20 protein-coding genes are annotated in these 25,305 nt (G+C 72.5%); 8 read left to right on the top strand and 12 right to left on the bottom strand.

Features of this window, described 5'->3' with window-relative positions; genetic code table 11:
* Nucleotides 1–78: 78 nt before the first annotated feature.
* From ACW9TB_RS31745 to ACW9TB_RS31730, 4 genes are all read right to left on the bottom strand, one after another.
* Entirely contained in the window at nt 79–1,080 is a 1,002-nt protein-coding gene (locus ACW9TB_RS31745) for a hydroxyacid dehydrogenase (protein WP_472751777.1), read from the bottom strand.
* Between the two features lie 17 nt (nt 1,081–1,097).
* Complete coding sequence (locus ACW9TB_RS31740; protein ID WP_472751776.1) at nt 1,098–1,757, bottom strand: ThuA domain-containing protein; 660 nt, start codon at nt 1,755–1,757, stop codon at nt 1,098–1,100.
* On the bottom strand, nt 1,727–3,142 hold the full coding sequence (locus ACW9TB_RS31735) for an aldehyde dehydrogenase family protein (protein ID WP_472751775.1): 1,416 nt from the start codon (nt 3,140–3,142) through the stop codon (nt 1,727–1,729). The genes ACW9TB_RS31740 and ACW9TB_RS31735 overlap by 31 nt, the downstream gene beginning before the upstream one ends.
* Before the next feature lie 281 nt (nt 3,143–3,423).
* Entirely contained in the window at nt 3,424–4,650 is a 1,227-nt protein-coding gene (locus ACW9TB_RS31730) for an ROK family transcriptional regulator (RefSeq protein WP_472751774.1), read from the bottom strand.
* A gap of 266 nt (nt 4,651–4,916) precedes the next feature.
* Between ACW9TB_RS31730 and ACW9TB_RS31725 the strand changes: the two genes are divergently transcribed.
* The 3 genes from ACW9TB_RS31725 to ACW9TB_RS31715 all read left to right on the top strand — a co-directional run bounded on the left by ACW9TB_RS31725 (nt 4,917) and on the right by ACW9TB_RS31715 (nt 11,055).
* Nucleotides 4,917–6,131, top strand: coding sequence for a serine hydrolase domain-containing protein (locus ACW9TB_RS31725; protein ID WP_472751773.1), 1,215 nt, complete (start codon nt 4,917–4,919; stop codon nt 6,129–6,131).
* A gap of 113 nt (nt 6,132–6,244) precedes the next feature.
* Nucleotides 6,245–8,461 carry a serine/threonine-protein kinase gene (locus ACW9TB_RS31720; protein ID WP_472751772.1) on the top strand — a complete coding sequence of 739 codons (2,217 nt, stop codon included), beginning with the start codon at nt 6,245–6,247 and terminating at the stop codon, nt 8,459–8,461.
* A gap of 212 nt (nt 8,462–8,673) precedes the next feature.
* The gene (locus ACW9TB_RS31715) at nt 8,674–11,055 is read left to right on the top strand and encodes an ATP-binding protein (RefSeq protein WP_472751771.1); all 2,382 of its coding nucleotides are present in this window, start codon (nt 8,674–8,676) and stop codon (nt 11,053–11,055) included.
* A 249-nt stretch (nt 11,056–11,304) separates the two neighbouring features.
* Here the strand turns inward: ACW9TB_RS31715 and ACW9TB_RS31710 are convergent, their stop codons facing one another.
* From ACW9TB_RS31710 to ACW9TB_RS31695, 4 genes are all read right to left on the bottom strand, one after another.
* On the bottom strand, nt 11,305–11,715 hold the full coding sequence (locus ACW9TB_RS31710) for an ATP-binding protein (protein ID WP_472751770.1): 411 nt from the start codon (nt 11,713–11,715) through the stop codon (nt 11,305–11,307).
* 142 nt (nt 11,716–11,857) lie between these two features.
* Nucleotides 11,858–12,067, bottom strand: coding sequence for a DUF5999 family protein (locus tag ACW9TB_RS31705; protein WP_472751769.1), 210 nt, complete (start codon nt 12,065–12,067; stop codon nt 11,858–11,860).
* A gap of 414 nt (nt 12,068–12,481) precedes the next feature.
* Entirely contained in the window at nt 12,482–13,063 is a 582-nt protein-coding gene (locus tag ACW9TB_RS31700; protein ID WP_472751768.1) for a hypothetical protein, read from the bottom strand.
* Nucleotides 13,056–13,469, bottom strand: a complete 414-nt coding sequence (locus tag ACW9TB_RS31695; RefSeq protein WP_472751767.1) for a hypothetical protein — start codon at nt 13,467–13,469, stop codon at nt 13,056–13,058. The genes ACW9TB_RS31700 and ACW9TB_RS31695 overlap by 8 nt, the downstream gene beginning before the upstream one ends.
* Before the next feature lie 172 nt (nt 13,470–13,641).
* Between ACW9TB_RS31695 and ACW9TB_RS31690 the strand changes: the two genes are divergently transcribed.
* Complete coding sequence (locus ACW9TB_RS31690; RefSeq protein WP_472751766.1) at nt 13,642–14,940, top strand: sensor histidine kinase; 1,299 nt, start codon at nt 13,642–13,644, stop codon at nt 14,938–14,940.
* Complete coding sequence (locus ACW9TB_RS31685; RefSeq protein WP_472751765.1) at nt 14,937–15,539, top strand: response regulator transcription factor; 603 nt, start codon at nt 14,937–14,939, stop codon at nt 15,537–15,539. The genes ACW9TB_RS31690 and ACW9TB_RS31685 overlap by 4 nt, the downstream gene beginning before the upstream one ends.
* A gap of 130 nt (nt 15,540–15,669) precedes the next feature.
* Here the strand turns inward: ACW9TB_RS31685 and ACW9TB_RS31680 are convergent, their stop codons facing one another.
* Complete coding sequence (locus ACW9TB_RS31680; RefSeq protein ID WP_472751764.1) at nt 15,670–17,409, bottom strand: trypsin-like peptidase domain-containing protein; 1,740 nt, start codon at nt 17,407–17,409, stop codon at nt 15,670–15,672.
* 207 nt (nt 17,410–17,616) lie between these two features.
* Complete coding sequence (locus ACW9TB_RS31675) at nt 17,617–19,851, bottom strand: MMPL family transporter (protein ID WP_472751763.1); 2,235 nt, start codon at nt 19,849–19,851, stop codon at nt 17,617–17,619.
* A 126-nt stretch (nt 19,852–19,977) separates the two neighbouring features.
* On the opposite strand from ACW9TB_RS31675, the gene ACW9TB_RS31670 reads away from it, so the two are divergent.
* Nucleotides 19,978–20,511, top strand: a complete 534-nt coding sequence (locus ACW9TB_RS31670) for a TetR/AcrR family transcriptional regulator (RefSeq protein WP_472751762.1) — start codon at nt 19,978–19,980, stop codon at nt 20,509–20,511.
* Between the two features lie 325 nt (nt 20,512–20,836).
* Here the strand turns inward: ACW9TB_RS31670 and ACW9TB_RS31665 are convergent, their stop codons facing one another.
* Complete coding sequence (locus ACW9TB_RS31665; RefSeq protein WP_472751761.1) at nt 20,837–22,897, bottom strand: protein kinase domain-containing protein; 2,061 nt, start codon at nt 22,895–22,897, stop codon at nt 20,837–20,839.
* A 309-nt stretch (nt 22,898–23,206) separates the two neighbouring features.
* Between ACW9TB_RS31665 and ACW9TB_RS31660 the strand changes: the two genes are divergently transcribed.
* Both ACW9TB_RS31660 and ACW9TB_RS31655 read left to right on the top strand, forming a co-directional pair.
* On the top strand, nt 23,207–24,025 hold the full coding sequence (locus ACW9TB_RS31660; protein ID WP_472751760.1) for a HipA family kinase: 819 nt from the start codon (nt 23,207–23,209) through the stop codon (nt 24,023–24,025).
* A complete protein-coding gene (locus ACW9TB_RS31655) occupies nt 24,022–24,399 on the top strand; it encodes a DUF3037 domain-containing protein (protein ID WP_472751759.1) in 378 nt (125 codons plus the stop codon). The genes ACW9TB_RS31660 and ACW9TB_RS31655 overlap by 4 nt, the downstream gene beginning before the upstream one ends.
* A 17-nt stretch (nt 24,400–24,416) precedes the next feature.
* Here the strand turns inward: ACW9TB_RS31655 and ACW9TB_RS31650 are convergent, their stop codons facing one another.
* Nucleotides 24,417–25,259: a GNAT family N-acetyltransferase gene (locus ACW9TB_RS31650; RefSeq protein ID WP_472751809.1), complete on the bottom strand. Its 843-nt coding sequence runs from the start codon at nt 25,257–25,259 to the stop codon at nt 24,417–24,419.
* Between the last annotated feature and the right edge of the window lie 46 nt (nt 25,260–25,305).

The following is a 25,305-nucleotide window of genomic DNA, read 5'->3' as shown; positions in this document are numbered from 1 at the left end:
ACCGTCTCCCCCTCGGGCGGTGACCGCCGGGGTCCGGGTCCCCCCTCGGACGGCGATCACCGGCGGGCTCTGAGCCCCTCAGGCGATGATCGCCAGCAGGTCCGGGTCCACCGGGTGGCGCAGCGGCCGGCCCGCCAGCGCCAGGAGCACCTCGTCCACCGCGCACGCCCCCAGCCTGGCCAGCTCGTTGCCCAGGGCCCCGGCGACGTGGGGGGTGAGGATGACGTTGGGCAGGTCCCACAGCACCGAGTCGGCGGGGGTGACCTCGGGCTCGGTCACGTCGAGCACCGCGGACAGCCTGCCGGTGGCCAGCTCCGCGACCAGCGCCCCCTGGTCCACCAGGGAGCCCCTGGCGGTGTTGATGAGCGTCGCGCCGTCGCGCATCGCGGCCAGGCGGGCCGCGGTGACCATCCCCCGCGTGTCGTCGGTGGCGGGGGCGTGCAGGGAGACGATGTCGGCGTCGGCGAACAGCTCGTCGAGCCCGACCAGGCGGGCGCCGAGCGTCCGCGCGTCCCGGGCGTCCAGGTACGGATCGGCGATCAGCACGTCCAGGTCGAAGGGGGCCAGCAGCTCGGCGACCCTCCTGCCGATCCTGGAGGCCCCGACCAGGCCGACGGTCCTACCGTAGTTACCGTACTCGCCGTGGTCACCGGCCCCCTGGAACAGGCGGAGGTCCTCCTTCCTGGCCCGGTACTCGCGGGCGAGGGCGAGGACGGACTTGCCGGTGAGCAGGATCATCGCCACGGTGTACTCGGCGACCGGCAGGGCGTTGGCCGAGGCGGCCGAGCTCACCGGGATGCCCCGGGCGAACACGGCCTGGCCGACGTGGCCCTTGACGCTCCCCGCCGCGTGCACGACGGCCCGCAGGCGCGGCGCGTGCCGCAGCACGTGCTCGTCGATGGGCGGGCAGCCCCAGCCGGTCACCAGGACCTCGGCCCGCTCCAGGCGGGCCCGCGCCTCGCCGGTCCCGAACTCGGTGAGCGGCGCCGCCAGGTCGGCCTCGGCGACCGCGCGAAGCCGGTCGGCGACGGCGGGCGGGAACAGCCGGGCGGGCAGCCCCGGATACATCGCCAGCACCACCGACGGCGGATCCTCCGTCACCGGCCGGCCCAGACCAGGCCGCGCCGGGTGAGCTCGTACACGGTGGGGTGCCGCAGGTCCTCCAGCCGGTGGCCGACGGCGGAGAAGAAGACCTTCCCCCTCCCCCACCTGCGGGTCCAGACGACGGGCATGGGGGTCTCCGGGGAGACGAACCGCGTGGTGGCGAGGACCTCGTTGTGGGCGTCGGTGAGCATCCAGTACTGCTCCGTCTCGACGGTGAAGTCGTCCAGCCCGGCGACGATCGGGTGGTCGGCGTGCGCGGGGTCGATGACGACGTCGTACGTGAGGAAGTCCTCGGGGTGGTGCAGGAAGAGCCCGCCGACCATCCGCAGGTAGTCGTGGCTGCCGTCGAAGGTCGCCACCAGGCCGCCGTGCCAGCCGGCGAAGCCGGTGCCCGCGCGGACCGCGGACACCAGCCCCGCCTCCTGCTCCGGGGTGAGGACGCCGCCCGTCCAGCACTGCACGACCAGGTCGGTCCCGGCCAGCAGCGGCCCGTCGGCGTAGACCTCCAGGTCGTCGGCGACGGTCACCTCGAAGCCCGCGCGGACCAGCTCGGGGACGAACAGCTCCGTCGCCTCGACGGGGACGTGCCCCTCCCAGCCGCCCCGGACGACCAGCGCCCTCCTCATCGGCGACCGGCCGGGTCGCTCGCCCACTCGGGCAGGGTCAGCGGGGTGCGCTGGACCCCGATCCACTGGCGCCTGGTGAAGCCCGGCATCTGGTTCTCCGCCCCGTGGCGGGCGTGCGCGTCGTTGACGTGGACCTCGCCCGCCCGCAGCCGCTCGGCCACGTCCATGCCGCGCATCAGGTCGGCGGTGAACACCGAGTCCATCATCATGGGGTGCCGGTTGGCCAGCTCGACGGCCTCGTCCTCGGAGCCGACCACCGTCACCGGGATGACCGGCCCGAAGATCTCCTCGGTGAACGCGGGCATGTCGGGGGTCACGTCGGCCAGCACGGTGGGGCGGTAGAACAGCCCGTCGTAGGTGCCGCCGGTGACCAGCCGGGCGCCCTTGGCGATCGAGGGCGCGACGATCCGCTCGTGGAGCCGGGTCCGCTGGCCCTCGCTGATCAGCGGTCCCAGGTCGGTGTCCGGCGACATCGGGTCACCCAGGCGCAGGGCCTCGACCCGCCTGGTCACGGCCTCCAGGTAGCGGTCGGCGACCTCGCGGACGACGATGTGGCGGCTGGAGCTGATGCACGTCTGCCCCTGGAACTCCAGGGAGGCGATCATGGCGTGGGACGCGGCCAGCTCGACGTCGGCGTCCTCCAGGACGATGAAGGCGTTGTCGCCGCCCAGCTCCAGCCGGATCGCGCGCAGGTCGGTGGCGGCGGAGGCCGCGATGGCGAGGCCGACCTCGCGGGAGCCGGTGAAGTCCAGCAGGTCCAGCCCCCGGTGGTCGGCCAGCGCCCAGCCCGCCTCGGGACCGTCGCCGGTGACCACGTTGAACACCCCGGCGGGCAGCCCGACGGCCTCGGCGGCCTCGGCCAGCACGTGGCCGCCGACGAGCGGGGTCAGCTCGGCGGGCTTGAGCACGATGGTGTTGCCGAACGCCAGGCCGGGCGCGACCATCCGCATGGCGAGGTTCATCGGGTAGTTCCACGGGGTGATGACCCCGATGACGCCCAGCGGCACCGCGCGCGACAGCGAAAGCTTGCCCGCCTTGTACGGGGGCAGGATGTCCCCGGCGTTCTCGGTCGCCTGGACGGAGGAGATGAGGAGCTGGCGGATGCTCGTGGTCACCTCGTCCTCGGCCTTGGCCCGCACCCCGCCCGTCTCGCGCATGCTCAGCTCGACCAGCTCTTCGTAGCGGCTCTGGAGGTGCTCGGCGAGACCCCGCAGGTATCCGGCCCGCTCGGGTGCCGAGAGGGCGGCCCAGGCGGGCTGCGCGGCGCGGGCGGCGGCGACGGCCCGGTCGACGTCGGCGGGGCCTCCCAGCGCGTACGTGCCGATCGGCGCACCGGTCGCCTTCTCGTGCACGGGGGCGGCCCGTCCCGAGGCGGCGTCCTGGAATGTCCCGTCGATGTACAACCTGCCCACAGCCATCCCCTACTTCATTATTACTCTTAGTACAGAATGCAAAATAAGTCCTGAACGGAGGCGGCGTCAACAGCCCCGGGAACGACCGCGAATGGGCCTCGGCGCCCCGCTCCCGAGGTCACGGGGTCACGAGGGGCGCGGGTCGAGCGCGCCCGGAGCCGGGCGGTCGCGTCGAGCAGAGCGGTCGCGTCAGGCGGGTGCGCCGGGGTTGGGTACGCCGTGCGGGTGCGAAATCCGGCGGACGCCGGATCGGGCGGGTCCCGGGTGGGCGGGTCCGGGGTTCAGGCGGGGGCGTGCCCCACCGGTGCCGGGGTCGCGACGCGGCCCGCGGGGCGCACCGCGTGGCTGCGCAGCAGGAAGTCCTCGACGACCAGGGTGGCCGCGCCCAGGGCGACCGCCTCGGCGCCGAGCCTGCCCAGCTCGATCGACGCCTGGGAGAAGGGCAGGGGCAGGGCGTACCGGGCGGCGGCGGCGCGGATCTCGGGCAGGAACCTGCGCCCGAGGAGGGACCCGGCCCAGCCGCCGAGGATGATGCGCTCGGGGTTGAAGAGGTTGATGAGGTTGGCCAGCCCGGCCCCCAGGCAGCGGATGGCCTCGTCGAGCGCGGGCCGCGCCAGCGGGTCGGTGAGGAGTTCGGCGAAGACGCTCTCCTCGTCGTCGCCGCCCAGGTCCCTGCCCGCCCCGGCGAGGATCGCCTCGGCCCCGACGTAGGCCTCCAGGCAGCCCTGGCCGCCGCACCGGCAGGGGCGCCCGTCGAGGACGATCTTCGTGTGGCCCCACTCGCCCGCGCCGCTCGCCGTTCCCCGGTAGGTGACGCCGCCGTTGATGATGCTCGCCCCGGCCCCCGTGCCGATGAAGGTCATGACCAGGTGCTGGGCGCCCTTGCCCGCGCCGAACCAGAGCTCGGCCTGGCCCGTCGTCTTGACGCCGTTGTCGGCGAAGACCGGGAGCGAGGTGCCCTCCCGGATGAGCGCGCCCAGGGGCACGCCGTCCCAGCCGAACGCGCGGGCGTGGATGAGCAGGTCGGAGCCCTGCTCGGCGACGCCGGGAACGCCGAGGCCCATGCCGAGCACCTGGGACTCGGTGACCCCGGCGTCGGACAGGACCGCCTCAAGACCGTCGAGGACGTGACGGGCCACCACCGCGGGCTCGTGATGGCTCGGGTCGAGGGCGAACTCCTTCCTCGCCCGCTCCTCCATCGCCAGGTCGTACAGCTCCACGCGGACGCGCGTCTCCCCGACGCCCACCCCGACCACGTATCCGTACGAGGGATCGACCCTGAGCATGATCCGCGGTCGCCCGCCGTCGGAGTCGACGGACCCCGTCTCCACCACGATGCCGTCCGCGATGAGGTCGCCGATCACGTTGCTGACCGTGGCGGCGCTGAGCCCGGTCAGCTGGGCCAGGTCGTGTCTGCTCAGCTCTCCGGCGAAGTACAGCGTCCACAGGACCACGGACCGGTTGCCCTTGCGCACGTCGCGTAGGGTCCCCCGCTGTGGACGGCTCATGCTTCTCCCCGGGGAAGTAATTTCAGATGTTAGTACAACTACTCTAGTCACTGCCGACGCAGGCTTCCCTGCCACGTTCCCACCTGGCGGAAGAGGGCCCGCCCGGGTCACGCGTGAGGTGAGTTTCCCAGGTCGCGCCGCGTATCGCCATGCCCGGCGAACGAGAGACCACCCGGTCTCCTGGGCCGGGGCGCCCCGGGTTGTTAGGCTCTGCCACCAAGCAAGTGCTCACTTTAAGAGGACCGAACAGGACGCGGAGACGGGCGATGGCGGCAGACGGTGGGAGCGAGGGGCGAACGGACACGTACGGGCACTGCGACCCTCGGTTCTCGCGGGTACGGGAGGTGTTCGACGCGCACTTCGCCGACGGCCTGGAACTGGGCTCGGCGTTCGCGGTCTTCCTGGACGGCGAGCCGGTCGTGGACCTGTGGGGCGGGGTCGCCGACCGCCGCGGCGGGCGGGCCTGGGAGCGCGACACCCCCGTGCTGGCGTACTCGTGCACCAAGGCGGTGACCGCGACGGCCGCGCAGCTGCTGGCCGAGCGCGGGCTGCTCGACGTCACCGCCCCGGTCGCGGACGTCTGGCCGGAGTTCGCGCGGCGCGGCAAGGAGCGCGTCACCGTCGAGCACCTCCTCACCCACCGGGCGGGACTGCCCGCGATCGAGGGGGAGGTCCCGGTCGGGGAGTTCGAGGACCAGGCCGCCATCGCGGACCGGCTGGCCGGGCAGGAGCCGATCTGGGAGCCGGGCACCGCGCACGGCTACCACGCGCTGACGTACGGGTTCCTGGTCGGCGAGGTGATCCGCAGGGTGTCGGGCAAGTCCGTGGGCGAGATCGTGGCCACCGAGATCTCCGGGCCCCTCGACCTGGAGCTCTGGGTCGGCGCCCCGGACGACGTGGCGGCGCGGGCGGCACGGCTGTCCGCCGGGGACCGCACCGCGCCCCCCGCGAGGGCGGAGGTGCCGGGAGACCCTCTCCAGGAGATGGCCAGGGCCGCGGCCGACAGGAACAGCCTGATGAACCGGGCCCTGGGCAACCCCCCGGTCCACCTGCTGCCGGGCGGCGCCAACAACCCGGTCGTGCTGCGCGCGGGCTGGCCCGCGATGGGCGCCGTCACCACCGCGCGGGGCCTGGCGGGCTTCTACCGCGACCTGGTGGCCGGGCGGATCGTGGGCCGGGAGACCCTGCGCGGCGCGACGCGCAGGAGGGTGAACGGCCCGGACCGGGTGCTGTTCGTCGACAGCTCCTTCGGCCTGGGCTACATGCGCCCGGCGATGACCTTCCTCACCCCCGCGCGGGGCGCGGAGTCGGCGTTCGGCCACACCGGCATGGGCGGGTCGCTGGGCCTCGGCGACGCCGATCACGGCCTGGGCCTGGCGTACACGATGAACAGGATGGCGGGCGCCGCCTCGGGCAACCTCCGCGCCTACCGTCTGGCCGAGGCCGTCTACGAGTCGCTCCCCGGAACTCGCCCGGTCTGACCGGTTCCCGATCACAATTTCAGCACCACCCTCCACAAAAGTTGACCAATCGTGACAACCAACCTCGGGGGTGAGACCGTCGAACAAGTCGACGGCACTCGGAAGGGGACGGGATGGTTCCGGGATACCGCGAGGTTCGGGAACTCGGCGCCGGCGGGGGCGGGCGCGTGGTACTGGCCACGTACGCACCCACCGGTGCCTACGTGGCCATCAAATACCTCAACGCGACCCTCAAGGACGATCATCGCTTCCTGGCGCGCTTCCGCGCGGAGGCGCGCGTCATGGTGGAGTTGCAGGACCCGAACGTGGTCCAGCTCTACGAGTACTACGAGGACGTGCTCGAAGCCGCGATCGTGATGGAGCTGGTCGACGGGGTCGCGCTCAGGCGGATCCTGTCCGAGCACGGCAGCACGAGCCCGGAGGCGGCGCTGGCCGTGCTCAAGGGCTCGCTGCTCGGCCTGGCCTTCGCGCACGACGCCGGGATCGTGCACCGCGACTACAAGCCGGAGAACGTGCTGATCCAGGCCGACGGCGGCAGCAAACTGGCCGACTTCGGCATCGCCGCCCACGTCGGGGAGGCCGGGATGACCGCCGGCACCCCGGCCTACATGGCCCCCGAGCAGTGGGAGGGGGCACCGGCGAGCACGGCGACCGACGTCTACGCGGCCACGTGCGTGTTCTTCGAGTGCCTCACGGGGCGCAGGCCCTACCTGGCCGACCATCGCGTGGTGCTGATGCACCGCCACCGGCACGAGCCGATCCCGGCGGAGGAGGTGCCGGGCTCGGTACGCGGGCTGGTCGCGCGGGGCATGGCCAAGAACCCGGCGGACCGGCCGCGGAGCGCGCGGGCGTTCCTGGAGGAGCTGGAGACGGCGGCGCAGGCGGCGTACGGACCGGAGTGGGAGCAGCGCGGGCGGCGGCACCTGGCCGAGCTCGCCACCCTGCTGGCCCTGGCGTTCCCGCTGGCCAGGCCCACGCCGAAGGCGAGCTCCTCGGTCGCCCAGACGGTGCTCGGCCGGGTGGGACGGGTGCGCCGCTCCCGGCTGGGGCCCAGGACGCTGGCCGGGCTGGGAGTGATCACCGTCGCGATGACCGCCGGTGTGATCGCGGCCAACCGGCCGCAGGACCGGCTCTCCGCCGACACGATCTTCACCCCGCCGCCCAGTTCCGCGCTGGTCGAGGAGACCCCCGCGCAGCGGCGGCGCGGCCAGGTGGCGGACCCGCCCGGCCCCTCCCCCTCCCCCGACCGTCCCTCGGGGAGCGCCACCGCCAGAAACCCCGGGTCCCCCTCGAACGGCACGAACCCCGGCCAGGTCACCTCACCCCCCTCGGCGGTCCCGTCCCCCACCCGGACGACGATCTCCTCCCCTCCCTCGCCCACCGGCTCGCAGCCGCCGCCCCCGCTGCCCACGGCCACCCGCACCCGGACCCCGGCCCCCACGCGCCCGCCCACGCCGACGCCCGCGCCCACGCCCACCCGCACGCGGACCGCGGCCCCCGAGCCCACGGGGACGGGCGCGCCGGGATCCGCGCACACGGTCAGCGGCCTGAGGGTCGTGGGAATCGACGCGCACGGGACCACGGTCGGCTTCCGCGCCTCCACCGGGGGGAACGTCGCGGTGACCGTCACCTTCGCCGAGGGACCCGGCCGCGACCGGCTCGTCCGGGCGGGCTCGGCCACCTCCGTGGTCGGCGGGCTGAAGATCTACTCCCACACCGTCCCGCACGCCTTCACCGTCCCCGCCTGCGGGCAGACCCTCTACCGCCGGGTCACGGTCTCCACCGTGCCCCGTGCCCCGGGCGGGACGTCCAGCCGCACGGAGGTGGTACGCGGCGAGCCGTGCGCGCCGCCGGAGGTCTCGATCACCTCCTTCGACGGCACCACGGTCGGCTTCCGGGTGAGGACCTCCGGTACCTCGCCGGTGATCGTACGGCTCGGGTTCGCCCAGCGCCTCGGGGGAACGCGCGAGACGCCGACCGGCGGCACGCGGGAGCTGGAGCTGTCCGGCGCCACCGAGTACGAGCGGGAGGTGACCGGGGAGTTCGCCGACCCGCCCCGGTGCGGGGGGTACGTCACCCGGCTGGTGACGATCACCACCGTTCCCGAAGGGGACGCGCCCTCCCGGTCCGTCCGGATCGATCTGCCCCCCTGCGCCCCCGACCCGGGCACCGAGCCGGACGCGGACGAAAGCCCGGAGACCGGCCCGGCCCCGGACACGAGCGCGGACCCGGGCCCCCGGGACTCGGAGCGGCCCACCGAGGAGAGGCGGGGCCCGGTGGACATCGAGCTGGACGTCGACCTGGGCGGCATCCTGGACGGCATCCTGTGAGGTGACCGGGGCAGGACCGGCGGCCGGTGACGCGCCCGCCCCGGTCCTGCCCCGGTCCCGCTCTGGTCCCGCCCCCCTGAGTGCTCACCCGGCCACGAGGTGTGCGCGGGGAAACGGCCTGCGCATAGTGTGGATTATGTCGGCCAGATCCGGACATACGGCGATCCATTTGCCAAAAAAGCCAAAACTGGCAAAACCGGCGTGAGGCGCTGATGGAAGAGGTGGCACCGGCCACCTCGAAGCGGTGGCAGGCGACGAGCCTGCCCCCCGAGGTGACCAGTTTCGTGGGGCGTCGGCATGAGATGGCCGAGGTCAAGCGCCTGCTGTCCGGGGCGCGCGTGGTGACCCTCACCGGCCCCGGCGGGGTCGGCAAGACCCGGCTCGCCCTGCGTGTCGCCGCCGACGTCCAGCGGGCGTTTCCCGACGGGGTGTGGCTGGTCGAGCTCGCCGGGCTGGAGAATCCTGAGCTGCTCGCCGGGACCGTGAACGAGGCCCTGGAGATCAGGGACGTCTCCCACCGGTCTCCCGTGGAGGTGCTCGTCGATCACCTGCGGGAGAAGCGGGCCCTGCTGATCCTCGACAACTGCGAGCACCTCCTGCGGGCCTGCGCCGTACTGGCGGGAACCCTCGTGCGCTCGGCCCCCGCCCTGCGGATCCTCGCCACCAGCCGTCAGGCGCTGGGCATCGCCGGTGAGCAGACGCTGACCGTCCCCACGCTGCCGCTGCCGCCACCGGGCTCCGGCATCCTCGGGCCGACGGCGGAGCCACCGGTGCCGTCGGAGGCGGTACGCCTGTTCACCGAACGGGCCACCGCCGTCCTGCCGGACTTCACGCTCACCGAGGCGAACCGGCCCGCCGTGGAGCAGATCTGCCGCCGCCTGGACGGCATCCCGCTCGCGATCGAACTGGCGGTCGTACGGCTGCGCGCCCTCTCCCCCGAGGAGCTGCTGGCCAGGCTGGACAACCGGTTCCGGCTGCTCACCGGCGGCTCACCCGCGACGCTGCCCCGCCAGCAGACGTTGCGCGCGCTGATCGACTGGAGCTACGTCCTGTGCACCGAGAAGGAGCAGCTGCTGTGGGAGCGCGTCTCGGTGTTCGCCGACGGCCTGGACCTCGAAGCCGCCGAGGCGGTCTGCTCGGGGGACGGCATCGACCGCGAGGAGGTCGTCGACCTGGTGATCGGCCTGGTGGGCAAGTCGGTCCTGATCAGGGAGGATCCCCCCTCGACCTCCACCGCGACCCGCTACCGGCTGCTGGAGACGATCAGGCAGTACGGCAGGGAGAGACTCGTGGCCTCGGGGCGGGAGGACACGTTGCAGCGGCTGCACCGCGACCACTACCGGCGGCTGGCCGGGGAGGCGTACGCGCGGCGGTTCGGCCCGCTCCAGGTGTCCTGGCTGGGCAGGCTGAAGCTCGACCACGCCAACCTGCGCACCGCGCTGGAGTACTGCTTCGCCGAACCCGGGGGGACCTCCGCCGCCCTGGGCATGGCCACCGACCTGCTCTACCACTGGATCACGAGCCACTACCTCAGGGAGGGGCGCCGCTGGATGGACCTGAGCCTCCTCGGCGGCACCGGACCCGACGAGATCCGGGGCCGGGCGCTGTGGTCCAACAGCTGGCTGGCGATCATCCAGGCCGACGTCGTCTCCGCCTCGGCGATGCTGGAGGAGGCCGGGGAACTCGGCAGGCGCTCCGGGCAGGAGCCCGTCCTGGCCTACGTCGCGCTCTACTCGGGGATGATCGCCATGTTCCGGGGAGACGTCGAACGCGCGATAAGCCTGTACGAGGAGGCGGCGGAGCGCCACCGCGCCGACGACGACCCGACGGGCCAGGCCCTGGCGCTCGTCAGGCTCTGCCTCGCCCACTCCTTCAGGGGCGACTGGTCGAGCGCCGTCGCCGCCGGTGAGGAGTGCATCGCGCTGTGCGACGCCCACGAGGAGGGCTGGCACCGGTCGTACGCGATGATGGCGCTCGGCGTCGGGGTCTGGTGCCAGGGCGACGCCCGGCGCGCCGCCGAGCTGGAGAAGGAGAGCCTCAGGTTCAACCGCTCGCTCGACGATCTTCTGGGTGTCGGCGTCAACCTGGAGGTGCTGGCCTGGATCGCCGCCGCGGACGACGACCACCAGCGGGCGGCCAGGCTGCTGGGGATCCTGGAGCCGGTCTGGCAGGCGATCGGGGCACCGCTGTCCGGTTTCGGGCACCTGACGCGCTACCACGCCGAGTGCGAGGAGCGTACGCGCGAGGCTCTCGGAAAGCAGGTCTTCGACACCGTGGTCAGGCAGGGCTCGAAGATGCGGTGCGACGAGGCGATCGCCTTCGCCCTTGAGGAGAGCGCGCGCCGCGCCGAGCCCTCCGGCGAGGACGAGGAGCCGTCGCCGCTGACCCGCAGGGAGACGGAGATCGCCAAGCTCGTCGCCCAGGGGCTGAGCAACAAGGAGATCGCGGCCTCGCTGACGATCGCCCAGCGCACCGCGGAGGGCCACGTCGAGCACATCATGACCAAGCTCGGCTTCCACTCGCGGGCCCAGATCGCCGTCTGGACCGGCGAGCGCGTCCGGAACACGAACGGGGAACGCCCGCCCGGCAGCTGACGGGGAGGCCGGGAGTCTCCGGAGAACATGGGACGCCGGAGCCGACGAGTGCGATGATCCCGTCGGCTCCGGCGTCCGGCCGAGACCGTGTCGGGGGACCCGGTCTCCAGCCCTCGGAGGTGGTATGTGTGCCCGGCCCCCGGAGGGACCGTGCGGGGGGTTCTCGCGTCCGGCGACCGGCTTCGCGGTCAGGCCGGATTCATGATCAGGTCGGCTTCGCGGTCAGGGCGGCCCTGTGGTCACTTGTGGTCAGGCCGCGACCGCGTTCGCCGTGAGTTCGAACCAGACGGCCTTGCCCTCGGAGGTGCGGGCGCTGCCCCAGCAGCAGGACAGGAGTTCGAGCAGGTGCAGCCCTCGTCCCCGCTCCTCGTCGTCGCGTGCCCGGCACGCGCGGGGCAGGAAGGGGTCGGCGTCCTCGACCTCGCAGCGCAGCAGGCCGTCCTGGAAGGAGAGGACGAGCCTGATGGTTCCCCGCGAGTGGCACAGCGCGTTGGTGACCAGCTCGCTGACGAGCAGCTCGGCGACCGTGGTGTGCTCGTGCAGTCCCCACTCCGCCAGGCAGGCGCGGGTCAGGTGGCGTGCCTGGGGCACCGACGCCGACTCCGGCGCGAAGGAGCACGACGTCTCCTGGCCGTACGACTCTTCGAGAAGTGGGTTCATGAGCGTCCACCTGCCTGCTCGGCGGTTACCTTGATCGTGTGCGGTTCGCACGCGCGTCCGCTGCCGGAGGCCGCCGTCCGCCGCGGAGCTACCTGTCCGCGGGGCGTGTTCGGTCCCGGTCCGGCGGGCGCGCGGCGCGGGATCATGCCGCCTGGCCCAGAGAGACCCGCTGGAGCGGCATGCCGTGGACGGGAGTGCTGCGACCGTCAGGCATGAGCGCTCCGGTGTCGTCGAAGACCACCACACCGTTGCAGAGCAGACCCCACCCCTGCTCGGGGTGGAAGGCCACGAGAGACGCGGCTTCGTGATCGGGTGCGCTTGCGAGTGGGCATCGCGGCTGGTGCTGACACATGGCTCGTACCTTTTAACCTTCGCTGGTTGCTGTTGAGCCTTTCCTGGTGTGACCAGCATCTCCCGATGGCGCTACCCGCATATCGGGAGAAATACCTATATGTCTACCCATTTCGCTAAAAGGTAAAGAAACCGGGCGCCGACGCAAAGACCGGTTGGCGGGGTCGAACGTGTGCGAATACGGCGGTCCAGGCCCCGGTTGCGGCGATCCGGTAGATCCTTTTCCCGGGCGTTTTACCATCGGAGATCATCCGTTGCCCCCCAGCCCCGGCTTTCGCCCGCCCGCACGGCAACGAACGATTTGACGCGCTCTTTGGCCTGCCGTGACCTTTTCTTGGGGCCGGACAACCCCTCGTCACAAAAGACAACCGGCCGTTGGTGCCGTACGCGCCCTCCCACACCCCGTACGCGCCGTTCACGCGAGGAACAGCAGCTGCGCGGCGACGAGGATGTCGACGACGCCGCACCATTCCGCGTACGAGCGCGACACGACCGCGTTCCTCCTGAGGTGGGCGAAGTCCCACAGGCCGTGCAGGAACCAGCCCGCCGCCACCAGATAGCGGCCCAGGTCGGGCTCCGCCACCAGCGCGGCCAGTGCCAGGGCCCCGAATCCGATCATCCCCGCGGCCTGCGCCCGGAACGCGCCCGAGCGGCGTAGATCGCCGGACACGGCGCCCCACACCATCACGGCCAGCGCCATGACGGCGAACACGGCCGGTGCGGCGACCACGTCTACTGCCCGCAGGACCACGTAGAGGGCGACGAAGGCGATGATCACCGGCCACGACGCCTCCCGCCTCCGGATCCTGGCCACCACGAGGTAGAGCAGCGGCAGCAGCAGGAGGACCTCGGCGAGCGAGGTGATCTTCCCCGCCGAGAGGCCTCCGAGCGACATCACCGCGCACAGCCCGGCGGCCAGGGCGGTCGGCCAGCGCCGCAGCACGGCCGCCCATCCGGGACGGCGCGGCGTGACATCGGACGGCGTGACGCTAGACATGGGAGGGACCTCCGTACTCGTCGCGGCGGCGGAGCATCACCAGGAGCATGAGCGGGAGCATCACGACGTGCTCCAGCAGGAACAGCGCCTCGCCGGAGATCACGCCCGCCCACAGCAGCGGGAACAGCGCGAGGGCGGGAACGAGCATGGACCCGGCCATCTCCAGCGTCGCGGGCCGGCCGTGGCCCCGGTAGCGCATCCAGACGACCATCCCGGCGGTCATCTCGACGGCCATCTCCAGGGCGGCCACTTCCGGTCGTACCGGGAACTCCAGGCCCGCGAGCGCCATACCGGCACGCACGACGGCGCCGAGCACCACCATGCCGACGACCATCGCCGCGAGCATCTCCAGGTAGTGACGGAAGAAGGGCCACCAGCCGTGGGCGTGAACGGCTCTCGCTCTCATGTCGTGCTCCTCCGGTGTACGGGGTCGGGGTGTACGACACCCAGGCTGCGGGAGGGCGGGAGCCACCAGTAGTGCCGAACCGGCACGTCCCGGCATGGCCATGTCACGAAATCTCGTGACATTTGTCATCGGGGCACGCCACACCCCCCACCGCGCGGGAGACAATGACCGCGTGCGCAACGGGCCGAGCGAGCGCGGGACCGGGCTGAACGATTTCCGCCGCTACACGTGGTGGAGCCTCGCCGGGGGCATCACGGTCTCCCTGGTGCTCTTCGTCAGGGCCTGGGCCATGGACGAGGGCGTGGCCGCCTGGGTGAGGGGTGTCACCGGCCTCGCCCTGGCCGTGCTGGTCGTGGCCGTCGGCGTGCTGCTCGGCCACCGGCTACCGCGCCTGCCCGCCGACACACGGGACCTGACAAGCGCCCCAGGTACGCGGGGCCTGACGAGCGCCTCGGGTACGCGGGAACGGGCCGCCGGGCCGCCGGTGGGCTGGCTGGTGGCCGGGGGCCTGGCGGCGACCGCGCTGGGCGTGATCCCGCTCGCCCTGCGCGACGACGGGCTGTGGGCGGTGGCCCCGGCGGTGATGGTGTCGATCACCGCGATGTTCCTGCGACCGCCCCACCGGCGTACCCTCATCGCCGTCGCGGTGGTCGTCGCGGCGGTGCTCGGCGGGTCCGTGGCCCTCGCCTCGGGGAGCACCGGATGGCTCCGCGCGGGAGCCTTCCCGGCCGGTGTGGTCGCCTCCGTCGTCTGGATGGCGCTGGGCATGCTGTGGGCCTGGGACGTCGCCGACCGGCTGGACCAGGCACGGCACCTGGCCGCCGAGGTGGCGGTCAAGGACGAGCGGCTGCGGTTCGCCGCCGACCTGCACGACATCCAGGGACACCACCTGCAGGTGGTCGCCCTCAAGAGCGAACTGGCCGAGAGGCTCGCCGGGTCCGACCCCGTCCGGGCCGCCGCGGAGATGCGGGAGGTGCGGCTGCTGGCGGCCGACGCGCTCCGCGACACCCGTGCCGTGGTGCAGGGATACCGGCGTACGACCCTGGAGGACGAGATCACCAACGCCGCGAAGGTGCTTGCCGCCGCCGGCGTCGACACGGCCGTGGACCATGGCCGGACCACCGGGGCGGACCCGCTGCCGGAGCCCGCCCGCCACGTCCTGGGCCTGGTGATGCGCGAGGCCACCACCAACGTGCTGCGCCACAGCCGGGCCCGCCGGGCGCACATCGCCTACGACGTCGCGAACGGCCGTGCCCGGCTCCGGGTCGGCAACGACGGCGTGGCGGACGGTCGCCCCCGGCCCGGGATCGACCCCGACGCGGGGACCGGCACCGGGTTGCGTTCCCTGGCCGAGCGGCTTGAGCGGGTCGGCGGCACGCTGGACTGGCGGTACGACGGCGACCGGTTCGAGGTGACGGCCTCGCTGCCCGCCGACGCCCGCGCGTATCCGGCCGGGACGGGCGCGCGATGATCCGGTTGCTGGTCGCCGACGACGAGGACCTCATCAGAGGAGCCCTGGCCGCGCTGCTCGCGCTGGAGGACGACCTGGACGTCGTCGCCGAGGCGGCCACCACCACGGACGCGGTTCGCCTGGCACGCGAGTGGCGGCCGGACATCGCCGTGCTCGACCTGGAGATGCCGCCCGCCGACGGGCTGCGCGCCGCGCAGGTGATCCGTTCCGAACTGCCCACCCGGATCGTCCTCGTCACCCGGCACGCCCGGCCCGGCGTGCTGCGGCGCGCCCTGGCCGCGGGGGTGAGCGGGTTCGTGCCCAAGACCACGCCCGCCGCCCGGCTGGCCGAGATCATCCGCGACGTCGCCGCCGGTCGGCGCTACGTGGACCCGGACATCGCCGCCTCCGCGCTCTCGGAGGACGACTGCCCGCTGTCCGAACGGGAGCTGGAGGTGCTGCGCGCGTCACGGGCGGGCGCCTCGGTCAACGAGATCGCGGCACAGGTCCACCTCGCCCCCGGCACGGTCCGGAACTACCTGTCGGCGGCCATGGCCAAGCTCGGCGCCGGTTCCCGCCACGCCGCCGCGCACCGCGCCTGGGAGGAGGGCTGGATCTGAGCCCCGGAGTCGGCCCCGGCCCGGGGACCCGGGACGTCGTCCGGCCGAACAGCGCCCTCGGCCCGGCGGAAGGGGCCGAAGGGCGGGCCGTGCCCCCGGGACCGGCCCGGCGCCGTCCGGCCGGGCGCCCTCAGCGCTGCTCGGGCGGGCGCTGCCCCATGCTCCGGCGCAGTTGTTCCAGCTCCGCCTCCAGGCCCGCGATCCGGGTGTTGGCCCCCGGCCCCCCGGCGGTTCCCGCGCCCCCCGCGCCCGGGTGGGACCGCGGCGGGTCGTAGGGCGAGTACGGGCGGACCGCCCGGGTGTCCTCGGGCGCGGCGGGAAGCGGATGGGGCGCCCGCTGCTGGTACTGCTGCGCGCCGTACGGCTGCCCCTGCCCGTACTGCGGCTGACCGTACTGGCCGCCGTGCACCTGCGCCGGATAGCCGGGCTGGGCCCCGTACGGAGCGGGCGGGAACGGGGCCGGTCCCCTGGAACGGCGCCTGCCCCTCGCGACCGCGGCGATCGTGCCGATCACGAACAGGACGACCAGGCCGCCGCCACCCCACAGCAGCCACGGCAGGATCGGCGTGCCGCTCTCGTCCTTGCCCGCGGTGATGGCCTGCTGGGAGTCGCTGACGTACTTGGCGACGTACGGGTGGTTCGGCTGCAGCGCCTGCACCTCGCGGAACCTGGGCAGCGCGTCGGAGTACCTGTTCTGGAAGAACAGGTCGAGCGCCTCGTTGTACGCCTTCGTCGTCGACGACTCGGCCGGTTTGATGTTCTTCTCGTTCAGCTTCTCCTTGACGATGCTGACCGGCAGCACGAAGCTCTCCCCCTCGGTGGAGCCGCCGTCCTGCTGGATCAGGCCGCCGACGAGGATGCCGATGACCCTGCCGTCCTTGCTGAACACCGGACCGCCGGAGTTGCCCGGGTAGGAGGGCGCCTGGGTCTGGATGTACGGCACCCCCTCGGGGGTCTGGCGGGCGGCGTTGTAGGGGCCCTCGGTGAACGCCGGGTCGAGCTTGGACTCCAGGTTGAAGATCGAGGTCTGGGTCACCGTACCGGGGAACCCGCTGATGTAGAGGGTGTCGCCGACGCGCACGTCGGAGTCCTGCCCCAGCGGCACGGTCGGCAGGTTGCTCTGCCCGTTGGCCTTGAGGATCGCGACGTCCTTGCCCGGGTAGACCGTGCCCTTGGCGACCAGCTCGATCGGCACCGTCTTGGTGGTCTTGTCGACGCCGCCGCCCGGCAGGCTCTGCAGCAGCGAGAGCGAGCTCTTGACGTTGCGGATCTTGATGTTGTCCGCGTTCCAGACCTGGAAGATCTTCGTCGCCGTCCTGAGGATCTCCTCGTCGGAGGCGATGTCCCCGAGGTCGGCGACCAGGTCGGCGGCGTCCTTCTCGTTGATCTTCGTGAGGGCCTGGGCCGCGAAGGTCTGGGCCAGCTCGGTCTCCTCCTGGCCGACGCAGTGCGCCGCGGTGACCATGTAGCCGTCCGGGGTGACCCACCAGCCGGTGCACAGCCCGCCCGCCGTCGCCTCGACGACCCGCTCCCGCCCGCCGGGCGAGAAGTAGCGGCCCGGTTCCTTGGCCATCTGCTGGACGACCCAGCGGTAGATGCTGTTCTCGTCGGAGGAGATCTTGCCGCTCCGCACGGCGTCGACCCCCTGCTGGGTCAGGGTCCTGATCGCCTCCAGGTTCGCCTCGGGCGTCGGTACGGCCACGTCGGCCGTGTAGGACACCGAGGTCAGCTGGACGGCCGGGTGCGTCCTGGCGGCCAGCCACGTCCCGACGGGGACGTCCACATCCTTGGGTTTCGCCACCGCGGTGCCCGGCAGGGCCAGCGTGCTCGCCAGCACCAGTCCGGCGACGGCGCTGATTCTTCCCCACATCTTCGTATCTCTCCCCAAAACTCGCTTCCCAGGCGAAAGACTGACGGAGGGTACTTGGGGAGGACTTGGAAGCGACTGGGACACCGACCGGCGTTCCCCGCGTACGCGAGCGGCCCGCCCTCCCCGCGATCAGGGACAGGACGGGCCGTCACCGCGAACGAAACCGGGGACCGGCGGAGCCCCGGAGAGCGAGGCCGGTACGGCCCCTCAGCCTCGGCCCGCGCCGACGAGCTCCCTGCGCGGCTCCTCCGTCTCCTCGTCCTCCTCGTGACCCTCGACGGAGAGGTCGGGCAGGATGCGGTCCAGCCAGGCGGGGCACCACCAGTTGGCCCTGCCGAGCAGGGCCATGGTCGCCGGGACCAGCAGGCCCCGGATGATCGTGGCGTCCACCGCGATGGCCACCGCCAGGCCGACACCGAAGATCTTGACCATCGGGTCGGGATAGGCGACGAACGCGACGAAGACCGCGACCATGATCAGGGCCGCCGAGGTGATGACCCTGCCGGTCGACCCCAGCCCCTCGGCCACCGCCCTGCGGTTGTCTCCGTGCCTCAGGTACGCCTGCCGCACGGCGGTGAGCAGGAAGACCTCGTAGTCCATCGACAGCCCGAACAGGATCGCGAACAGCATCAGCGGGATGTAGCTGTCGATCGGCACCGTGAAGAACACCGTGCTCAGATAGGAGCCGTCCACACTGACCGGCGCGTCCATGCCGACCAGGCGGCTGCCCAGTCCCAGGGAGAAGACCAGCGAGAGCGCGCCGAACGCGGCACCGAGGGAGACCAGGTTCATCAGCGCGGCCTTGATCGCGACGACCGGCGAGCGGAACGCCAGGAGCAGCAGCAGCGCGCTCAGCAGGACCACGACGCCGACGACCAGGGGCGTGCGCCCGGCGATCCTGTCTCCGGCGTCGGCCATTCCGGCGACCTGCCCGCCCACGTGCACCTGGGCTCCCTCGACGTCGATCGCGCGCACCGCCTTGACCACGTCGAGCGTCCGGGGGTCGCTGGGGGCGTAGGCGGGGATCGCCTGCACCAGCGCCGCCGTACCGCCCCTGTTGAGGATCGGGTCGCCGACGTGGACCACTCCCTCGACGTCCGCGACGCGATCCTTCAGGTTGCCCAGCACGGCCGGGGCGGGCTCCCGGTCGACGATCCTCGTGTCCAGGTCCGCCACCACGACGAGCGGGCCGTTCATGCCGGGCCCGAACCCGGCCTGCAGAAGTTCGTAGGAGCGTCGCGTGTCGGTGCCGCGGTCGGCGTAGCCGTTGTCGAGCGGGCCCAGCTTGAGGGCGAGCGCGGGGGCGGCCAGCGCGCCCAGGAGGGCGACGCTGAGCGCGAGCACGCTCCACGGCCGCCGGGCCACCCAGTTGCCCAGCGAGGCCCAGCCGGAGGAGCCGTGGCTGCCCTTCCGTCCGGTGAACGGCAGGCGCAGCGCGTTGATCCGGTGCCCGAGCAGGCCGAGCAGCGCGGGGACCAGCGTGACCGAGGTGAACACGGCGCAGACGACCGAGATGCCGGTGATCCAGCCGAGCGTCTGCAGCAGGGGGAAGCCCGCGAGCATGAGCGCGCTGAGCGCGATGATCACCGTGCCACCGGCGAACACCACCGCGCCGCCCGAGCTGGCGACCACCCGGCGGACCGCCTCGCGGACCGGCAGGCCGTCGGCGAGCAGCTTGCGGTGCCTGCTGAGCAGGAAGAGCGCGTAGTCGATGCCGACGCCGAGACCGATCATCGTCGCCATGATCGACGCCTGCTTGGGCACGTCCACGATGTGACCGAGCAGGCTGACCACGCCGAGCCCGGTCGCGATGCTGATCAGCGCGGTGAAGATCGGGATCATCGCGGCGACCAGGGTGCCGAACGCGAGCAGCAGGACCAGCAGCGCGCAGACCACGCCGATGATCTCGCTGGTCCCGGTCTTGATCTCCTTGTCCGCCGGGCTCGCCGATGCCGCGGGCACCGCCTCGATGCCCGCCGCCCGTGCGGGTTCGGCCGCCTCGGACAGGAGCGCGGTGGTCTCGGCCAGCTTGGAGGTGTCGTTCCCCTCCAGCTTGACCGAGATGATGCCGATCTCCAGGCTGGGGGCGAGACCGCCCACCTGGTAGGGGGATTTCACCTCCTTCACGTGCGGCACCTCGCGGATCAGGTCCACGGCGCGCTCCACCGCGCGCTTCCTGGCATCGGTGATGAGGGGGCCGTCGGGCGAGTAGAGGACGATCTGGGCCGAGCCGCCCGCCCCGTACCCGGCGCCGAAGCCGTCCTTCATCAGGTCGACGGCCCGCTGGGCGTCGGTACCGGGAATGCTGACGTCGTTGCTGACCGGGCCGGGGAAGAACACCGACCCCGCGGTCAGCAGCACCGCCGCGACCACCCACAGGGCCAGCACGGCCCTGCCGTGCCGCGCGCACCAGCTTCCCAGCCGCCCCAGCAAACCAGACATTGGTGATCGCCCCGCTTTTTTGTATCAAACGTCCTGAAAAGCCGTACTGTACGGTCGTACAGAACCTACGGTATGAGAGTAGGGGGACAAATTGGGAAATGCTCTAGTCGGGGTGGGAGTGAGACGATGACCACACTTGAGCACGGGCACGAGACGCGCGAGCGAATCCTCGACGCCGCCCGCCGGTTGTTCGCCGAGCACGGCTACGCGGCGACCTCGCTGGCCGACATCGCCTCCGCCGTCGGTCTGACGAAGACGGCCGTCGCCTATCACTTCCATCCCAAGGATCGCCTGGCCACGGAGCTGACCGCGCCCGCGGTCGAGGACATCGTGGCCCTGCTCGAACGCGACTTCGACGACGACCGCGCCCTCGTCGAGGCCCTGGTGACCTTCTCGGTCACCCACCGGGCGATCATAAGGCTGATCATGGAGGACATCAGCTGCGACGACGACGCGCCCCCCGGCTCCCCCGGCCAGGCGGTCCGCGTCTTCCGCGACGCGATCTACCGGCGCCTGGCCGGACCCGACCCCGACCCCGCCCAACGGGTCTGGGCCTGGGCCATGCTGGGCTCACTCCAGTACGCGGTGGTCAAGACGATCGACCTCCCCCAGGAGGAGGTCAGGAAGACCCTCCTGGCCACCGTCCTGTCCTCTCTCTAGAGGGCGCCTTCCCAGAACGCATAGAACGCGCCTTCTCAGAACCCGGTCCTCCCTCTGGAGCGCGCCTTCCCAGAACACGCCTCCTTGGAACCCGGTCCTCCCTCTGGAGCGCGCCTTCCCCGTCCCCGAGGTCTCTGAAGCTCTCCGAAGCTCTCCGAGACTTTCTGGGGCCCGGGTGCCTCACCGGGCCGGGCGGCGAGTCCCCGCCGCGTCCGCCCACCCCCGGACGCCCCCGCCCACCCCCGGACGGATCTCACCCCGACGGAGCTGGCGTCCTCGCCCGCGACGCAGCCAGTGGCCAGGCCCGGATGCCCCCGGAAGGACCTCACCCCGATGGAGCCGCCTCCCCGGGAACGGGCACCGGCGGGACCGTGGGATCGGGAGGCTCGACGGTCTCCCCCGGGTCCGGCCCCGGTCCGGGACCCGGCCCGCTCTGGCCCTCGACACCGACCGTGATCACGATCGTCGCGCCGGGCCTGGCACAGGTGCCGGGCGCCACGCTCTGCGCCAGCACCACCCCGTCCTGGGCCTCGTCGGTGACCAGCCGCGCCCGCGTCCGTACGGCGAAGCCAGCCCCGCCGAGAGTGTTGGAGGCGTCGGCCGCGCCCTGGCCGGTGACCGGCGGCACCGGGACGCCCTGCCTGGAGACGACGAGCGCCACCGCGCTCCCCGGGGAGACCCGCTTGCCCGCGCCGGGGGTGCTCGCGAGCACCCGCCCCGCCGGCTGGTCCGAACAGCGCGTGCTGACCCCGCCGGAGGCCAGCCCGGCACGGGCCAGCGCCGCCTGGGCGGCCTTCCTGGCGAGGCCGACCAGCGTGGGCACCTGGGTGCCGCCGGAGACCTGTAGGTCGACCCTGCCCTTCTTCGGCAGCGCGGTCCCCGGCGCCGGGCTGCTGCCGAGCACCTCCCCGAGCGGCCGGCCGGAGTCGACCGCCTTGACGGCCCCGGCGACCAGCCCGGCCCGTTTGATCAGGCGTTCCGCCTCGGAACGATCCAGCCCGACGATCGCGGGCACGACCACCGTGGCGGCGGGAGGCGGCAGCGGAGAGGATTTGACGCCCTCCGCGCGCGGCGGCCTGGCCGGGACCGTCGGCAGGACCGGGAGAGGCTTGACCGGAGCGTTCGTCCTGCCCGCGTGCGGCGTGGTGTCGCCCTGGGAGGTGGCCTCCACCGCCGGGACGACCGGCGGGGCGGGCGCGCCTCCCGGCGCCACACCGCTCAGCGCCGGGACCAGCACCCCCACCAGCACGGCGGCGCTGATGAGCAGCGCGCCGGAGACCGCGACCGAGGCCCTGGTGGCCGCCCGCCCCGGGTGGGTCCTGGGCTCGTCGAAGTCCTCGCCCCCGGTGCGGTACGCGCGCCCGCCGGACCGCCCGCCCGCCGAGGGCATACCACCCGGTTCGCCGGACCCGGCCCGCGACGCGCCCCTCCGGCCGGAGAAGCCGGAGAAGCCCGTACCGGAAAGGCCCGTGAGACCGGACCGGCCGGAGGAGACCGGAGGGCCGGAGACGTCGGGACCGCCGGGCAGGGGCGGGAATCCCGGCACCGGCGAGAGCCGGGACTCGACCACCGACCGGCCGCCGTCGTCGCCGAGCAGCGCGAGCAGCAGTTCCCGGCTGCTGGGGCGGTTGCGGGGGTTCTTGTCCAGGCAGTCGACCACCAGCGCGCCGAGCAGCCCGTCGAGACGGCCCAGCTGCGGGGCCGCGGTGAGGATCCGGTTCAGGACGGCCGCGATCGAGTCCTGTCCGAAGGGCGCCTGGGCGTTGGCGGCGAAGCACATCGTGGCGCCCCAGGCGAAGACGTCGGCCGCCGGATTGATCTCGGCGCCCTCCACCTGCTCGGGCGCCATGTAGGCGGGGGTGCCCGCGCCCCGCCCGCTCTGGGTGGCCGCCGCGTCCAGCGCCCTGGCCAGCCCGAAGTCGATGACCCTCGGCCCGTCTGGACCGAGCAGCACGTTCTGCGGCTTGAAGTCGCGGTGCACGATCCCGGCCCGGTGGATGGCCGCCAGCGCGGTGGCCGTGCCGATGGCCAGGCGCTCCAGCCTGCCTCCCTCGCGGGGCCCGCTGACCGCGACCTCGCGGTGCAGCGACGGGCCGTCGACGTACTCGCTGACGATGTAGGGCCGGTCGCCGTCCAGCCCGGCGTCGATCACCTGGGCCGTGCAGAACCGGGCCACCTGCTTCGCCAGCTCGACCTCGCGCAGGAAGACGTCGGGATCCTCCCCCACCGAACCGTGCAGAAGCTTGACCGCGTAGGGCTCGGAGCCGGTGTCGGGGCGCACCCCGACGTAGACCACCCCCTGCCCACCCTCTCCGAGACGCCCGATGATCTCGTACTCACCGAGCCCCGCCGGATCCCCCGTTTTGAGCGGCTGCGCATACGGCACGCGAGCCTCCCCTCGCCGCCACCCTTCTCACTCAAGAAGAAGCATCGCCGACAGTCAACGGGAAGGAAGGTCTTGTCTTCCTCACCGTGACACTCATGTGATGCTCAGGTCAGGGCAAGACACAACACATCCCCCGAATCCACAACCGCCCTCCCCACCCGCTCCGACCATGGAACCCACCTCATGACAGGGAAAGAGAACCGGGCACACCGGCCACCCGGCGGTCCGCCTCCGTCGCGTGGACGGACAGAGTGCCCGGACAGAAGGGACGGCCACCTCTTACGGGTATCAACCCGGTAGCCTGGCGAGGTGCTTGAAGCGATCAAAGCCACCCGTTACGTGACGCCTCTGCGTGAGGGCGGCTCGCTGCCCGGGATCATGGAGGCGGACGACCTCGGCACCCACGTCGTGAAGTTCCGCGGTGCCGGGCAGGGGCGCCGGGTGCTGGTCGCGGAGATCGTGTCCGCCGGGCTGGCCAGGCGCCTGGGATTCCGCACGCCCGAGCTGAAGGTGATCGACGTCGATCCGCAGCTCGGCGCCCGCGAGCCCGACGAGGAGATCCAGGACCTGCTCAAGGCCAGCGAGGGCAACAACCTGGCGGTCGACTTCCTGCCGGGCGCGCTGGGCTTCGAGCCGCTGGCCTGGCCCCCCGAGCCCGGGTTCGCCTCCCGCCTGCTCTGGTTCGACGCGCTGATCCACAACGTCGACCGCAGCTGGCGCAACCCGAACCTGCTCCTGTGGCACGGCGACACCTGGCTGATCGACCACGGCGCCGCGCTCTGGTTCCACCACAACTGGCCCTCGGCCAACCCGTCGCGTGACTTCGACGCGGGCGACCACGTGATGGCCCCCTTCGCCACCCGGGTTCCCGAGGCCGACGCCGAGCTCAGCGAGATGATCACCAGAGACCTGCTCGACGGGGTGGTGGACGAGGTCCCTGACGAGTGGCTGGAGGACGAGCCGGGGTTCGACGGGGCGCAGGCCGTGCGGCAGGCGTACGTCGACCACCTGCTGGCGCGGGCCCAGGGGCCGCGCACCTGGCTGCTCCGGCCGCCGGGCCAGGAGCCCCCGCAGGACCAGGAGAGGAAGACCGGCTCGGTGGGCGCGTTCTGGAAGGACAACCGGTGAAGGACGTCTACGAGTACGCGATCATCCGGGTCATCCCCCGCGTGGAGCGCGGCGAGCTGATCAACGCGGGCGTGCTGCTCTACTGCCAGCCCCGCGGCTACCTGTGCGCCCGCGTGGAGCTCGACGAGGCACGCCTGCGCGCCCTCGACACCGGCGTGGACCTCGACGGGGTACGGCACGCGCTCGGCGCCTACCGGCTTTCCTGCGACAGCGACTCGGGGCCGCTGACCAAGGAGCCGCTGGGCAGCCGCTTCCGCTGGCTGACCGCCCCGCGCAGCACGATCGTGCAGACCGGCCCGGTCCACGCCGGCCTCACCGCGGACCCGGAGACGGAACTGGAGCACCTCATGACCCGGCTGGTCCGCAGCCCCTGAGCCTGATCACAAAAAACTCAGAAGAGCACGGACATGAACGTGCCGACCTCGACGAAACCGGCCCGGCGGTAGGCGGCCCTGGCGGGGGCGTTGTAGTCGTTGACGTACAGCGAGACCACCGGCGCGAAGTAGTCGAGCGCGTGCTTGACCACCGCGGCCATCCCCGCCACCGCGTGGCCCCGGCCGCGCAGGTCGGGGTGGACCCAGACGCCCTGGATCTGGCAGGCGTGCGGCGTCACCGCGCCGATCTCGGCCTTGAAGACGACCCTGCCGCCCTCGATGCGGGCGTAGGACCTGCCGATCCTGATCAGCTCGGCGACCCTGGACCGGTAGAGGGCGCCGCCGTCCCCGGCCTCCGGGGAGACGCCCACCTCCTCGGTGAACATCGCCACGCAGGCCGGAAGCAGGATCTCGAACTCGTCGGGCCGGACGCGCCGCACCAGCGGGTCGGCGGGGACGGGTGACGGCTCGGCGATCACCATGACCGGCTGGGCCCAGCGGATCGCGCGGGCGGCCCCCCAGTACGGCTCCAGCCGCTCCCAGAGCACCTCCACCGCGTCCGCCGGGCCGACGATCGAGGAGCAGCGGCGGCCCTGCTTGCGCGCGCGATCGGCGAAGGCGTAGACGGCGTCCGTACCGGCGTTGACCGGAACCAGGTTCGCCCCGGCGTAACAGATGGAGGTCAGGCCGCCGCGCGGCCCGAACCCCCACATCTGGCCACCGAGCCTGGCCGGATTGAGCCCGACCGAACGGACCCTGGAGGCGACGAAGACATTGCCGACGGGGTCGGTGTCGAGAAGCGCCAGGACCTCGTCTCGATCGTTGTCGTCGAGCACGCGCGACGCCGTTGTGCGCAGCATCACGTGCTCAGCCTACGCGACCCCCTCGAATTTGGCAGGAACCAAC

This window comes from Streptosporangium sp. H13245 (assembly GCF_055690525.1).
Note: the sequence above shows the minus strand (reverse complement) of the source record. Positions and strands in the feature narration are given on the sequence as shown.

What these genes read in the sequence shown, in the direction of transcription:
- ACW9TB_RS31730 (WP_472751774.1), bottom strand. Translation starts at nt 4,650, where the DNA reads ATGAGCCGTCCACAGCGGGGGACCCTACGCGACGTGCGCAAGGGCAAC.
- ACW9TB_RS31725 (WP_472751773.1), top strand. Translation starts at nt 4,917, where the DNA reads ATGGCGGCAGACGGTGGGAGCGAGGGGCGAACGGACACGTACGGGCAC.
- ACW9TB_RS31720 (WP_472751772.1), top strand. Translation starts at nt 6,245, where the DNA reads ATGGTTCCGGGATACCGCGAGGTTCGGGAACTCGGCGCCGGCGGGGGC.
- ACW9TB_RS31715 (WP_472751771.1), top strand. Translation starts at nt 8,674, where the DNA reads ATGGAAGAGGTGGCACCGGCCACCTCGAAGCGGTGGCAGGCGACGAGC.
- ACW9TB_RS31710 (WP_472751770.1), bottom strand. Translation starts at nt 11,715, where the DNA reads ATGAACCCACTTCTCGAAGAGTCGTACGGCCAGGAGACGTCGTGCTCC.
- ACW9TB_RS31705 (WP_472751769.1), bottom strand. Translation starts at nt 12,067, where the DNA reads ATGTGTCAGCACCAGCCGCGATGCCCACTCGCAAGCGCACCCGATCAC.
- ACW9TB_RS31700 (WP_472751768.1), bottom strand. Translation starts at nt 13,063, where the DNA reads ATGTCTAGCGTCACGCCGTCCGATGTCACGCCGCGCCGTCCCGGATGG.
- ACW9TB_RS31695 (WP_472751767.1), bottom strand. Translation starts at nt 13,469, where the DNA reads ATGAGAGCGAGAGCCGTTCACGCCCACGGCTGGTGGCCCTTCTTCCGT.
- ACW9TB_RS31685 (WP_472751765.1), top strand. Translation starts at nt 14,937, where the DNA reads ATGATCCGGTTGCTGGTCGCCGACGACGAGGACCTCATCAGAGGAGCC.
- ACW9TB_RS31680 (WP_472751764.1), bottom strand. Translation starts at nt 17,409, where the DNA reads ATGTGGGGAAGAATCAGCGCCGTCGCCGGACTGGTGCTGGCGAGCACG.
- ACW9TB_RS31675 (WP_472751763.1), bottom strand. Translation starts at nt 19,851, where the DNA reads ATGTCTGGTTTGCTGGGGCGGCTGGGAAGCTGGTGCGCGCGGCACGGC.
- ACW9TB_RS31670 (WP_472751762.1), top strand. Translation starts at nt 19,978, where the DNA reads ATGACCACACTTGAGCACGGGCACGAGACGCGCGAGCGAATCCTCGAC.
- ACW9TB_RS31650 (WP_472751809.1), bottom strand. Translation starts at nt 25,259, where the DNA reads ATGCTGCGCACAACGGCGTCGCGCGTGCTCGACGACAACGATCGAGAC.